This is a genomic window from Roseivirga sp. BDSF3-8, from assembly GCF_041449215.1.
In the GTDB taxonomy this organism is placed as follows: Bacteria; Bacteroidota; Bacteroidia; order Cytophagales; family Cyclobacteriaceae; genus JBGNFV01.
In genome coordinates this window covers 2866814-2880196 of record NZ_JBGNFV010000001.1, presented here as the reverse complement: position 1 = coordinate 2880196, position 13383 = coordinate 2866814, and the positions used below count along the sequence as shown (strand labels likewise).

The window sequence follows — 13383 nt, the reverse complement described above, 5'->3', positions numbered from 1 at the left end:
CTTTTCGTACCTATATTTTAATTATTCGTCGAGATAGCCCCAGTCCTGCAGCCGGTTATAGATCTGAAGACACACCCAGGCATCGGTAGCTGCGTAGCGTAACTGCTTCTCTGTAAGTTCATCACGTTCCCAGTTGCTAGTTTGCTGGCTCTTGGATATTCTGAATTCAAGAAAAATGGCACTAAGGTTTCTTACGCCTGCATTTTTCACCCCCAGGTGTTTCACCTCATCATTGAGGTCGAGGATGTTCTGAGGCTCAAAGTGCCCCAGCCTCTGCATTTCCAGTAAATCATCACGTATGCCTATGCCAACCTTTGTGATGCGGGGGTCCTCAAAAATCTCTCGCAACTCAGGGGCCATGCCGAGGTAATTTAGCCGAAAGAGATAAACCATGCCGGGTACGGCTATCTGCAGCAGTGATACATGATGATATTGCCCTTTGCGGAAAGTGGGCTTGGTTTCAGTGTCAAAGCCTACGGCCTTTTCACTGCGTATACGCTGTACAGCATCAGCAAGCTTGTCTGACCGGCTTATAACGGCCAGTTTACCCTCATAACGTTCTAATGGAAGGCGGTTTACCTGATCTTTGGTGATATGCTTTGGAAAGAGGGACATCAGACGAGTTCCTTCTTCCTTTCTGCCTCACCATCCTTGTACCGGGCTATTTTGATATTGGCATAACCGAATAGAACGGTCATGAAGGGACTTATAATGTTAAAGAAGCAATAGGGGGCGTAGGTACCGGTGGCCACACCGAGTATGCCTGCCTGTGTGGCTCCGCAGGTATTCCATGGTACTAGCACAGAGGTAACTGTACCGCTATCTTCCAGTGTACGCGAAAGTACTTTAGGCTTAAGCCCGCGCTCACGATAGGGGCCGGCAAACATACGGCCGGGCACTACAATAGCCAAGTACTGATCAGAGGCAGTTACGTTGAAGAATATACAGCTTACTGTGGTAGAGAGAATGAGGGAGCCGCTTGAGCGGGCCATTTGGATAATCGGATCAGTAATGCGCTGCAGCAGGCCGGCTTTTTCCATTACCCCTCCAAAGATCATGGCACAGATAATAAGCCATATGGTCCAAAGCATACCGGCCATACCCCCGGTGCTAAGTAGTCCGTCTACTTCAGCATTGCCGGTAGCTACGGTCACATCTCCGTACATGGCCATCATAACGGCTTTGAAGGAATTGAAGAAATACTCCCATCCGGAACCCGCCTCAAAGACTATCTCGCGGTTGAATGTACTGCCACCAAGCCCGGTAATGATCTGGGGCTGAAAGATAATGGCGCAAAGGCCTCCGAGCAGCGTTCCGATCAGGAGGGCCGGAAAGGCCGGCACCTTTTTTACTATCAGGAAGATTACTAATGCTGGAACAATGAATAGCCAGCCATTAATGTTAAACGCCTGCCCTATGGCCGCCTGTACTGCCTCGGTATCGGCTATCTGGCCATCACCGCCCTGATATATTCCTATACCAAGAAAGATGAGCAGGGTAATGACGATACTGGGCACTGTGGTGTAGGCCATGTATTTTATATGGGTAAAGAGATCGGTACCAGCCATGGCTGGTGCCAGGTTGGTGGTATCGCTAAGGGGGCTCATTTTATCACCAAAGTAGGCGCCGCTAATAATGGCACCTGCTACCACTGCCTTGCTCAGGCCAAGCGCATCGCCAATGCCCAGCAGCGCAATACCGATGGTGGCTATTGTAGACCAGCTACTGCCTGTAGCCACAGACACAATGGCGCTGACTATACAGGCGGCAAAGAGAAAGATAGTGGGATTAAGAATATCGAGCCCATAATAGATCATGGCCGGGACTATACCGCTTATGAGCCATGTACCCGCCAGGGCACCGATCATAAGCAGAATAAAAATGCTGGGCATGGCAGCACTGATACTTTTTACCATACCGTCTTGCAGGTCGTCCCAGGACATGCCGGTACGAAGCCCGATGATTACTGCCACAAAGGCAGCCAGAAGGAGTACGATTTGATTACTTCCGTCCAGCGCCGCATCACCAAAAATGTAAAATACATTAAAGAAGAGGGCAACAATAAGGAAGATAACAGGAATAAGTGCCTCCCAAATTGCAGGCCTTCGTTGGACTTTATCCATATACAGTAGTCGAAAATTTCTTTAAAACAGCGAGTAATTTAAGGAAAAAATCAAACTTTAGGCTTAATCATCATTTTCATGAGGCGTTCGCCAATCCGGCTGCCGATAGCAACCCCCATGCCTCCCAGACGAATACCAGCAAAAATACGGTCGGAAACTTTTTGGATCACAGGCTTCTTAGTGCTTCCAAACCCCATAATGCCAACCCAGGAATGTTCAATATGTATTTCATGGCCTGGCATGATCATTACTTCTAACTGACGCTTGAGTAAATCAAAAATACGCTGATTTACCTCAAACTCAGTACTGGCCTCAGTATCTGGGTCGAGGTTTCTGCCACCTCCGAAAATGACACGGTCTTTATAGTCACGGAAATAGTAGTATCCTTCATCATAGTGAAAAACACCCTTGAACTTGAGGTTTTTAAAAGGCTTGGTCACCAGCACCAAGCCCCGGCCCGGTGCTACTTCTATATCGGGCAGAAACTTTTTGGAGAAGGCATTTGTGCACAAAGCCACCTTATCTGCCTTGATCCGCACGTCATCCTTAGTAGGTGTGTTTTTCACTATGACCTCCACATGCCCGGCGTGCTCCTCGAGACTTTGCACCTCGGCACCTGTTAACAGCAACACACCAAGCTCACAGGCATACCCTATAAGCCGGCGCATCATTTTGCCAGTATCTATCTGGCCTTCAAAGCTATTTTCCACCACGGTAAGCACGTGGTCTTTGCTGAAGCCAAAATTCTTCCGAAGTTTGGGTTTGTCCGTAAATACCTCCTGGTAAAACAAGGGCATGAGCAGATCATTAACCTCATCAATTTTTCCCAGGGCATACTCTTCTGCCTCACGAATAAGTTCATACCCATTCTGTGCCTTGTAGCCGATCTCTTTTTCCCCAAGCCGGTTTCTTAGCTTTTTCAGTCCTTCCCACCGTTCAGTTACCAGCTCTTTTGTTTCCTCCGGACCCAGTGTATTCAGGTCGTTTAGCAATTCGGTTATAGATCCAAAGCAAGCAAAACCCGCGTTCTTGGTACTGGCACCGCTCGGGAAAATACCTCTTTCCAGTACTACCACCCTTGCTTTGGGGGCGTTTTCTTTAATAGATATAGCAGTAGAAAGGCCGGTAATTCCGCCCCCTATTATCACATAGTCGTACTCTACAAAAGATTGTTTTTCCCAAAAACTCAGCATTATGCAGACTTTTTTTGATGGTGTAGCCTTACCTGATGGTCAGGTAGAAAGCACAAACTACATAATACATGTATATTAGGCGCAAAATTTTACCTGAAAAAAAATTATGATGAACCCTGAGAAGCTTATGGAAAAAGCCGAATCCAGCGGATTCTGGCTTCGGATCATGAATCTGGCCCTGGACCGGATGATTCCTTTTAATAAACCTCATGGTTTCAAAATACGGGAGATCGGAAGTAACCATGTGGTGTCTTTTATCCCATACCGTAAGCGTAATTTAAACCATATCAGGGGGTTGCATGCCTGTGCCCTGGCCACACTCACAGAGTTTACCACAGGAATACTTATGATAAGGCATCTGCCAGCCAGCCGGTACCGCCTCATCATGAAAACACTGGAGATGGATTATCATTACCAAGGAAAAACTGATGCGGTTGCCCGGTTTGAGCTATCAGACGACTGGATACAGGAAAAGATAGTGGAGCCACTGAAAGGGCACGATGCGGTAGTGGTGACCTGTGAGGTGCATATTCATGATAAAACCGGCAACCAGCTTACTACAGGTAAAGTACACTGGCAGGTGAAAGAATGGAGTAAAGTACGCACAAAGGTGAAATCTGCATAAACGGTCGGATTCATACATATGCATTCAGGGTGCATTTTTGACTGTTTTATGCTATATTATGATAGTAAAATTGGTGTTTGAAAGCTATATATTGAATAAGTAGACCTAATAACCATGAGAAAAATAGATCAACTTCTTTCCGAATACGGGGAGAGCCATCGCAATGAAACCAACAAGCTGATCCATTGGATATGTGTACCGCTGATATTTTTCAGTATCGTAGGGTTGGTTTGGTCTATTCCCTCTACACTTCTTTCAGAAGCCTTTCCATGGGCGGGGGCATTTGCCAACTGGGCCACTGTGATACTTCTGCTGGTACTGGTTTACTACCTTACTTTATCTCCTCCTCTCTTTTTTGGTATGGTAGTATGGTCTGCTATCTGCCTGTACGGAGTATTTCTACTGGACCAAGTGGCCCTGGCTCCTCTATGGGCTATTTGCCTCACTATCTTTTTCCTGGCTTGGGTAGGTCAGTTTTACGGACATAAGGTGGAGGGTAAAAAGCCATCCTTCCTTAAAGACCTGCAGTTTCTACTCATAGGCCCCGCCTGGCTTATGCATTTCATTTTCAAAAAACTCAGCCTTCCCTACTAATTTCCGGAAAGCACATAAAATGTATGCCGCTCATACATTTTTATAATGGAAAGGACCAGCCATATCATTAGTTTTGGCGGTTCAACTGAAGCAAATTTTCAATGATCAAGAATATTCTGGCTTTCGCGGCTATCGTTTGCGTAACCGGTACAGCCATAGCACAAAATTCAGGCTACGATGTATACACTGACCTGAGGGAGACGATAAATGATAAGCTGACTGTCACCATGATGGTGCCTCCCATCGACCGCGACAGCATTGAGTTTCGCATGCCGAAAATTGTCCCCGGCACGTATGAAATTAATGACTTCGGCAGATTTATCAGTGAATTTAACGCCATAGCTGAGAACGGTGACACGCTGCCAATAACACGAATTACGGAAAACCGCATACTGATAGGTGAAGCTAACCGGCTTCACAAGGTGACTTACCAGGCGGATGACACGTGGGACTCACGCAAGGGCAAAACGGTATTTGAGCCGGCAGGGACTAACTTTGAGCCCTCTCAGAATTTTGTGCTGAACACATTTACTTTTCTGGGGTACCTGGAAGGCATGAAAGAAGTACCCTACCGCCTTCACATAGCCCATCAGCCTGAGTTTTTCGGTGCCACAAGCCTTAAAGAAACCAGCCGGACTGATACCCTGGATGTATTCTACGCAGAAAACTATGTGAACCTTGCGGATGCGCCTCTGATGTATGCTAAACCGGATACAGCATCTATCAATCTGAACGGCACGGAAGTACTCGTATCTGTATACTCTCCGGACGGGGAACAGCGGGCGGACTTCGTGCTGGACCGGGTAAAGGAAATGCTACAGGCACAGGTTTCTTTTCTGGGTGGTAAATTACCGGTAGACCGGTATGCATTTTTGATCTACCTGTTCAGCATGCCAAGCTACTCGGGCTCATATGGTGCGCTGGAGCATAGTTATTCCTCTCTATACTTCCTGCCGCTCATTAATAATACGGAAGCCCTTGCCTCTACCATTACGGATATCTCTGCTCATGAATTTTTTCATATTGTTACGCCGCTGAATATCCACTCGGAAGAGATACAGTATTTTGATTTCATTAACCCTGAAATGTCTAAGCACCTGTGGCTATATGAAGGAGTTACAGAATACAGCGCAGGACTTGTTCAGGCTAAATATGGCCTGATGGACAGGTCCGACTGGCTAAACTGGATCGCGGGTAAGATGAGAAGGTCGCAGCAATACAATGACTCGCTGCCCTTTACTGTAATGAGCAAGAATGTACTGGACAAGTACGAAAGGCAGTACGGTAACGTATACGAGAAGGGTGCCCTCATTGGCCTGGCATTGGATCTGAAACTTCTTAGCTTATCTGAAGGCACATACGACCTGCAGAGGCTGATCCGGGACCTGGCAAAACACTACGGAAAAGAAAAGCCATTTAAAGACGATGAGCTCTTCAGCGTGATTGCAGAGATGACCTACCCTGAGATCAACGACTTCCTGGAACGTCATGTAGCAGGCACTGAGCCACTTCCTCTGGATGAGTTATTGGCAGAAGCGGGCGTTGAATTTGAAAGAGGGGCAGTAAGGCAGGAACTGACACTGGGTAACCTGGACCTTATGCCAAACGGTGACACTACGCGCCTGGCAATTGCCAGCACGTCTGACATGAATGAATTTGGTAAGGACATGGGCTTTGAAGAAGGTGACGTGATCATGAACTTTAATGGCGTGGACCTGACCATTAACAATGTTATAGAAGCGATAGATAAATTCAAGTCTGAAGTAGAGCCTGGAGATAAGGTAAAAGTGACTGTGCTGAGGGAGCAAAACGGAAAGACTAAAAAGAAGAGGCTGAAGGCTAAAGCCCGTACGATTGCGGTGGAAAGTGATTACCTTATTCAATATATGGAGGATCTGACTCCGGAACAGCAAAACATACAGAATGCCTGGCTAAACGAGGCTACTAACTAGTGGTCTTAGAGGTCAAAAAAAGCGGATAACCCTGAAAAGTTATCCGCTTTTTATGCCTTATTACGGGGTCCGTGTTAGAGTAATATAGGATTAGCAGGCTCGTAAGAGGGGCCCATAACTCTTACGGGAAAAGCGCCACGGAACTCAAGGTTATGGTGAGTTCTGGCACTAATGGTGCTATAATTGAATTGCTTGTCACTCCAGACTCTTATACTACTGATATTAGGAATATCTTTTTTCACCTCGCTGAGCACATATTTCAAGTCATTATTAAGGGATACCATTTCCGTATCATCCACACAGTAGCCCGGGGCGTACTGAGTGGCCCCTGAAACTCCGCTTACAGAGGCCCCTCCTAAAAACTTATCATCAAAGCTGGTTTTAGAAACATTGTAGGCATGATACCAGCCGAGTCTCCCAAACGGATCATAGGCATGGTAATACAAACGGTAATCGAATATATCGCGGTAATAAGGTGAGGACACTTTATTGTTTCTGATGTAGTACTTTTTCACATTGTAGTACCAGGGGTAAGCCATAAAATCCACCAGTGAGCGGTGAGCCTTTGTCAGGCGATCAGCCGCATTTATGTTGCCCGTTCCATCGCATTTAGTTTTCACGTAGGCCTTATAGTCATCATCGGGACCCAGTGCTACCGGACCGAAAGGATTGAACCACTTCCGGCTTAAGAAGAGCGTCACCTCCATAGTACCCCCTTCCAAGCTTACTATTTCCAGGTCTGAGTTAGGGGCTATTTCAAAACCTCCTTCGACTGCCATAGCAGATAGCTCCTGGTAGGCTACAGCAAGCTGATAACCGTTGACATAAAATTTTTCTCCTTCGTTTATTACAGGAAGGTTGACTGAGACAGAAAGTGCGTCTGGCTCGGAATAGTACTCCTCTTGCGTTTGGTGTGCATGTGCTTTGTTAAAGGTAGCTTCCAGAACCCATTCTGCATAGGCAGGATTTACGGATAGCACGTCTTCTTCATTAAGTTCACCGCTAGAGTACGCCTCCAGTACCTGCTCAAAGGAGGCTACGGAGCCGGCAGCTTCCGATTCGCTTTCGGGAATGCTGTACTCAACGAACTGCCCCCCGACAGGGTCGGAAGTTGCCGATATTTCATGATTAGTAATCTCGCCGGCAGGATGGCCGATTTCTTCTTTGTGGCATGACCATAGCATGGTCGTGGTGCATATAAGCACCAGTAGATTCTTTTTCATAGCTTTTGTTTTAGTCGCTACCAATTGTGTATCAGCAAGCAACATGGTTTTACGAAAATTACAGACTCATAATTTACCTAAAAAACATAACTTAAATGACAGAATATTGAACTTTATTATGCCAAGTGCTAATGCTGTTGTAAAAGAAAAGGCTCCCCGCATATGAGCAGAGAGCCTTTTATTGGGTTCGGTTTTTTAAGCATTTCATCTTAACATATAGTACTTAACGTTTCCGGATTCAAACATCAGGTCGCTTTTTTGAAGCACCTTTCTTACCTCCGGATCTGCGGGTATATCTGCCAATTGGTGGCTGCCTTCATATATCAACTCTGACTTTGAATTATAGACTTTTACTCTAAAGTTGGGCAGGATGGTCTTACTTTCTTCAAGACCAAATTCAGCCACTACTTCTTCAAGTAGTTCGTAGACCTCAGTCTCTTCTGCAGTCAACACCCGCTCCTCAGCTTCAGAACCGGTCATATCATTTCCGGTATCTTTTGCGTGCAGCGCGGTGCCTGACAGCACGATAAATAAACATAGGCTGGCTGCGAAGATGTGTTTGATTACAGTTTTCATAATACTAGTGAGTTTGAGTTTTTGACCTGGTTACTTCTATAATGCCAACTCACGTGCCAAAACTAAAAAAGCGCCTCAGAATACTCTGAATGGCATATTTAGCTGTTTAACGCTTCTAAATATGTTCGGAAGCGTACAGTAATGAACGCTAGTGAACGACATTAAAAAGCTGATTTTCAATTATTTGAAACCAAGCGTGAATTAATAGCCCACTTAGTATCCGCAGGCATAAAAAGTAACCTTATTTCAAAAGGGAATTCAGAACAGCACAATCAAAATGGAGGAGAGCCTTAATTTTTGCTATATTCTTTCCTCAATTGAAAAAAACAAATACCTATGAAAGTAGAAAGACTTGACTTCTTGCCAGACCAAAATACATTCTTCGAAAAATATATCCAGCCTGGTAAACCTGTTATAATTAAAGGACAATTGAGTAAAAAGGAGCTGGAAAATTGGACTCCGGCAGGGCTAAAATCCATTATTGGGGACATGGAAATCGTTGCTAATTCTGCCGATAGCGGAAAATACATTATTGATCCGGAAACAGGCATAGTGATGGCTGAGCATGAGCACATTGCTTTTTCAGAGTATATGGACCGTGTAGAGGTGGGTAAGGAGTACCTTAACCTGCAGCACTGGCCTCTCCTGAATATACTTGAAGAACTAAAAGAGAATTGCTGGAACCCTGATTTTCTTCATGAAGAAATAATAGATAATGAGAGGCTATGGATAGGAGCTAAAAATACTATTACCTCGCTACACTATGATACCTTCAATAATTTCATAATCCAGTACTACGGGAAAAAAAAGATTACATTGTTTCATGCTGAGCAAATAGGGAACCTGTATTGTCATCCGCTGGGCACTAAAAGTCCGCACTTAAGCAGAGTTAATATCAATGCCCCTGATCTGGATAAACATCCTGATTTTGCTAAAGCAGAAAGCGCTGAAGTCGTCATTAATTCAGGGGACATCCTGTTTATCCCTTCCTGTTGTTTTCATCAGGTTGAAAACCTGGACCTAAGTATTTCTGTCGCAATTTGGTGGGATAATTATGTAGAACAGTTAATGCTCCCCGGGATTACCCGCTATGCGCATGCTTTTTATAATGATATTCCTATCCAATACTCACAGCTAATTGGCGTAGACAGATTCGAGGAGATATTTGACTACTGTGAGTATGCAAAAAAAGGAGGAAATTATAAGCTGGCCTCAATTCTCGCTTGCGCAGGTATGGAAGAGCAAATCCGTAGGACTTACATTTTAAAATGTGAAGACATAGAAGAAATAAGTGATGTAAACCTAGCTATTGAAGAAGCTATCCTCTTGGTCAAGGAGCTCCAAAAGGGGGGCGTAATCAACGAGGGTCTCGCCTGCAAAACCCTTGATATGCTTGAAATAGGGAAAGGATTTGAAACAGATGATGATGGGTACTTCACCAAAGATATGGCGGAGTCTTATATAGACTTAGGAAAGATATACAGTCAGGAAAATAAAGCCGCAATTTCAATATAAAAAAAATGGCCCGCCAGATGGCGGGCCGCTTTTCAACCAAATAAACAGTGTCACGACTGCGTTAAATGCCAGATGTTAGTCGATTAGGTAGTATGATGTTCCCTGGCTGCTGAAAAGCTTATCACTGTTCAGCAGCAGCCTCTGCAACTCTTTTTGCTCCAGTGCCTCCCTTTCGGCTACTATCATTTCGCTTTGGACGTTGCCTTCAGCGTCTACAAACCGGTAGGTGTGTTTACTTTCTGCCTCAGGGCCAGACAGGCCGTCGATAAACTCACCGGTAAGCGCGTATACTTCAGAAGAAGCTTTGAGTTCTGTTCCACCCTTTTTAGAATGAGCGAATGAACTGAGGCTTACGACAAGTAAGATTATTACGCTAAGCAAATTGACTTTAGAAGAGAAGAAGAGTTTCAGGGTATTCATAATCGTAATGTTTTGAGTTCTTGACCTTGGGTATGTATCTATAGCCAAGCAACGTGCCAAAAGGCAAAAAAGGCCTTGGACGTGATTAAAGAGGGGTTATAGCAAAAATAGTGTACCAAAATCGTACACCTCCCTTGACATTATCGGACGAAATTGATTTCAACATTGCCTGGAATTTGCGAGTTTTGGAGTGATGGCCGAAAAATCTATACACCAATCCCTTAGCTCACTCAGCCAGGAGCTGGAGGGCGACTTCTATTTTGACGATACCATGCGGATACTGTATGCCACCGATGCCTCGGCATACCGCGAACTGCCACTGGCCGTGGCCATTCCAAAATCGGAAGAAGATCTCAATAAACTGATACGTTTTGCCCGAAAGCACAAGGTTTCACTCATACCCCGCGCGGCAGGCACATCACTGGCCGGGCAGGTAGTAGGGTCAGGGATAGTGGTGGACATCTCTAAGCACTTTACCCGTATCCTGGAAATAAACAAAGAAGAAGGTTGGGTGAGGCTGCAGCCTGGAGTGATCCGTAATGAGCTGAACATGGCTCTGAAAGAGCATGGCCTGTTCTTCGGGCCGGAGACTTCCACGGCTAACCGTGCCATGATAGGTGGCATGCTGGGGAATAACAGCTGTGGGGCTAACTCGGTGGTGTATGGCAGTGTGCGTGACCACCTGCTGGAGGTGAAAGCACTCCTTAGTGATGGGTCGGAAGTGACCTTTGGGCCTCTCACCAACAGGGAGTTTGAGGCTAAGTGTAATGGCCCTGAGGAGGCCCTTGAAACGAAATTGTATCTATCGGCCAGGGATATGTTCAGTGATGAAGGTAACCGGAACCGAATCATTGAGGCCTTTCCTAAACCATCCATACCGAGGAGAAATACGGGCTACGCACTGGATTTGCTTATGGAGGCTTCTCCCTTTGTTGATACTGATGAGCCCTTTAACTTCTGTAAGCTACTGGCTGGCTCGGAAGGAACGCTGGCATTGGTGACGGAAATAAAGGTACATGCAGACCCTCTGCCTCCGGCTACACAAGGGCTTTGCTGCGTACACTTCAATAATGTGGATGAGGCATTGCGGGCCAACCTCATTGCCCTGAAGTATAACCCGTCTGCCAGCGAGCTGATGGACGCATATATACTGGAATGCACTAAGGCAAACATTGAGCAGCGGCAAAACCGGTTTTTTGTAGAAGGTGAACCGGGGGCAATACTGATGGTGGAAATCAGTAAGGAGACAGAAGAGGAGGTGAGACAGGTGGTGGCAGAAATGGAAGGGGACATGCGTGAGGCAGGCCTTGGCTACCACTTCCCGCTCTTATTTGGGGAAAAAACAGCGCGCGCCTGGAATCTTCGTAAAGCAGGGCTGGGGCTGCTCAGTAATATTAAGGGGGATGCCAAGCCTGCGCCGGTAATCGAGGATACGGCTGTAGATGTGAATGATCTGCCGGCCTACATTGCAGATTTCAACATAATTCTTGAAAAGCACGGCCTTTACTGTGTGCACTACGCGCATGCAGGGTCCGGAGAGCTGCACCTTCGCCCTATTCTGGATCTAAAAACACATGAGGGAAACAGGCTTTTTCATAAAATCCTGGAGGAGATTGCCACCCTGGTAAAAAAGTATCGCGGATCTCTGAGTGGCGAACATGGCGATGGCCGCCTGAGGGGGGAATTTCTCCGGTTTATGATCGGTGATGAAAATTACGCTCTTGTGGAAGAAGTGAAGAATGTCTGGGATCCGGAGCATATCTTTAACCCGAACAAGATCGTGGATACTCCGCCTATGAATGAGAGCCTGCGCTACTGGCCGGGACAGAAGACTCCACATTTTGAAACGGTGTTTGACTTTAGCGAGGCGGATGGCATACAACGTGCCGCAGAGCTCTGCAATGGCAGCGGTGATTGCCGGAAAACGCACCTGACGGGGGGCACCATGTGCCCAAGCTACATGGCTACGCATAATGAGAAGGATACTACCCGTGCCAGGGCTAATATATTGAGAGAAGTTCTTACCCAGGCGGAGGGAAATCCATTTGCAGATAAGAAGATCGGTGAAGTGATGGACCTGTGCCTTTCCTGCAAAGGCTGCAAGGCTGAGTGCCCCAGCAATGTGGATGTAGGTAAGATGAAGGCTGAATACCTGCAGCAGCATTATGATGTGCATGGGGTGCCATTTCGTAGTAGGCTGGTAGCTAACTACACAAAGGGCAATGACCTGGCGAGTATCTTCCCGGGCGCCTATAATTTCCTGGTTGGCAATAAATTCACTGGCGGGATATTTCGGAAGCTTGCCGGATTTCACCCTAGCCGGTCGCTCCCTCCGCTTCATCAAACCACTCTGCGAAAGTGGTTTAACGATCATGCACCTGCACAGCCTGCCAGACCTGTTAAGGAAGTTGCCATTTTCTGTGATGAATTTACCAACTTTAACGACGTACCCGTGGGGCAAACGGCCCTCAGGCTACTAACCCGGCTTGGTTACAAAGTGCTGATGCCTGAGCATGAAGAAAGCGGCAGGACATGGATAAGTAAGGGGTTGCTTCGCGATGCAAAGGAAATAGCCATTAAAAATGTGAATGCCCTTGCTGGCCTGGCAGAACAAGGCATCCCTGTAATAGGTATAGAACCCTCTGCCCTGCTTACGCTGAGGGATGAATATCTCTCACTTGTGCCGGAAGATATGCGTGCTAAGGCGACTGCCCTGGCCGAGGTGTCATTACTGTTTGAAGAATTCATCGCCGCTGAGCGTGAGGCAGGGAATATTACCCCGGAACAGTTTATAACGGAGAAGCGACTGGTTCGCCTGCATGGTCACTGTCATCAAAAGGCACTGAGTAGCCTGGTCTTTAGCAAAAAGGCCTTAACTCTTCCTGCCGGATATGAAGTACGCCTGATACCAAGCGGCTGCTGCGGCATGGCCGGTAGCTTCGGCTATGAGAAGGAGCATTATGACCTGAGTATGAGTATCGGTGAGCTGGTACTCTTTCCGGCTGTGAGGGACACCCCTGCAGAAGCTATCGTATGCGCGCCGGGTACGAGCTGCCGCCATCAGATCAAGGACGGTACGGACCGGGTGGCACTGCACCCGGTGGAAGTACTGTGGCAGGCACTGGCACAATAAAAAAACCTGCTCCGCAGAGCAGGTTTTCG

Annotated in this window: 11 protein-coding genes; 5 read left to right on the top strand and 6 right to left on the bottom strand. The window is 46.6% G+C overall.

Features of this window, described 5'->3' with window-relative positions:
• Nucleotides 1-21: 21 nt before the first annotated feature.
• The 3 genes from AB9P05_RS11800 to AB9P05_RS11790 are packed head-to-tail and all read right to left on the bottom strand — an operon-like array spanning nucleotide 22 to nucleotide 3316.
• Nucleotides 22-615 carry a 3'-5' exonuclease gene (locus AB9P05_RS11800; RefSeq protein ID WP_371909026.1) on the bottom strand — a complete coding sequence of 198 codons (594 nt, stop codon included), beginning with the start codon at nucleotides 613-615 and terminating at the stop codon, nucleotides 22-24.
• A complete protein-coding gene (gene nhaC / locus AB9P05_RS11795; RefSeq protein WP_371909025.1) occupies nucleotides 615-2123 on the bottom strand; it encodes a Na+/H+ antiporter NhaC in 1509 nt (502 codons plus the stop codon). The genes AB9P05_RS11800 and nhaC overlap by 1 nt, the downstream gene beginning before the upstream one ends.
• 50 nt (nucleotides 2124-2173) lie before the next feature.
• The gene (locus tag AB9P05_RS11790) at nucleotides 2174-3316 is read right to left on the bottom strand and encodes an NAD(P)/FAD-dependent oxidoreductase (RefSeq protein WP_371909024.1); all 1143 of its coding nucleotides are present in this window, start codon (nucleotides 3314-3316) and stop codon (nucleotides 2174-2176) included.
• Between the two features lie 106 nt (nucleotides 3317-3422).
• Here AB9P05_RS11790 and AB9P05_RS11785 point away from each other — a divergent pair, with 106 nt between their 5' ends.
• The 3 genes from AB9P05_RS11785 to AB9P05_RS11775 all read left to right on the top strand — a co-directional run bounded on the left by AB9P05_RS11785 (nucleotide 3423) and on the right by AB9P05_RS11775 (nucleotide 6487).
• Nucleotides 3423-3941, top strand: a complete 519-nt coding sequence (locus AB9P05_RS11785; protein ID WP_371909023.1) for a DUF4442 domain-containing protein — start codon at nucleotides 3423-3425, stop codon at nucleotides 3939-3941.
• Nucleotides 3942-4055: 114 nt separating this feature from the next.
• Entirely contained in the window at nucleotides 4056-4535 is a 480-nt protein-coding gene (locus AB9P05_RS11780; RefSeq protein WP_371909022.1) for a DUF962 domain-containing protein, read from the top strand.
• 101 nt (nucleotides 4536-4636) lie between these two features.
• Entirely contained in the window at nucleotides 4637-6487 is a 1851-nt protein-coding gene (locus AB9P05_RS11775) for a peptidase M61 (RefSeq protein ID WP_371909021.1), read from the top strand.
• Between the two features lie 74 nt (nucleotides 6488-6561).
• Here the strand turns inward: AB9P05_RS11775 and AB9P05_RS11770 are convergent, their stop codons facing one another.
• Nucleotides 6562-7710: a hypothetical protein gene (locus AB9P05_RS11770; RefSeq protein WP_371909020.1), complete on the bottom strand. Its 1149-nt coding sequence runs from the start codon at nucleotides 7708-7710 to the stop codon at nucleotides 6562-6564.
• Between the two features lie 204 nt (nucleotides 7711-7914).
• Nucleotides 7915-8286 carry a hypothetical protein gene (locus tag AB9P05_RS11765; RefSeq protein ID WP_371909019.1) on the bottom strand — a complete coding sequence of 124 codons (372 nt, stop codon included), beginning with the start codon at nucleotides 8284-8286 and terminating at the stop codon, nucleotides 7915-7917.
• 336 nt (nucleotides 8287-8622) lie between these two features.
• Here AB9P05_RS11765 and AB9P05_RS11760 point away from each other — a divergent pair, with 336 nt between their 5' ends.
• Nucleotides 8623-9801 (top strand): cupin-like domain-containing protein, encoded by a 1179-nt coding sequence (locus tag AB9P05_RS11760; RefSeq protein ID WP_371909018.1) that lies wholly within the window; start codon nucleotides 8623-8625, stop codon nucleotides 9799-9801.
• Between the two features lie 75 nt (nucleotides 9802-9876).
• On the opposite strand, the gene AB9P05_RS11755 is transcribed toward AB9P05_RS11760, so the two are convergent.
• Nucleotides 9877-10221: a hypothetical protein gene (locus AB9P05_RS11755; protein WP_371909017.1), complete on the bottom strand. Its 345-nt coding sequence runs from the start codon at nucleotides 10219-10221 to the stop codon at nucleotides 9877-9879.
• Between the two features lie 193 nt (nucleotides 10222-10414).
• Here AB9P05_RS11755 and AB9P05_RS11750 point away from each other — a divergent pair, with 193 nt between their 5' ends.
• On the top strand, nucleotides 10415-13354 hold the full coding sequence (locus AB9P05_RS11750; RefSeq protein ID WP_371909016.1) for an FAD-binding and (Fe-S)-binding domain-containing protein: 2940 nt from the start codon (nucleotides 10415-10417) through the stop codon (nucleotides 13352-13354).
• Nucleotides 13355-13383 lie beyond the last annotated feature (29 nt).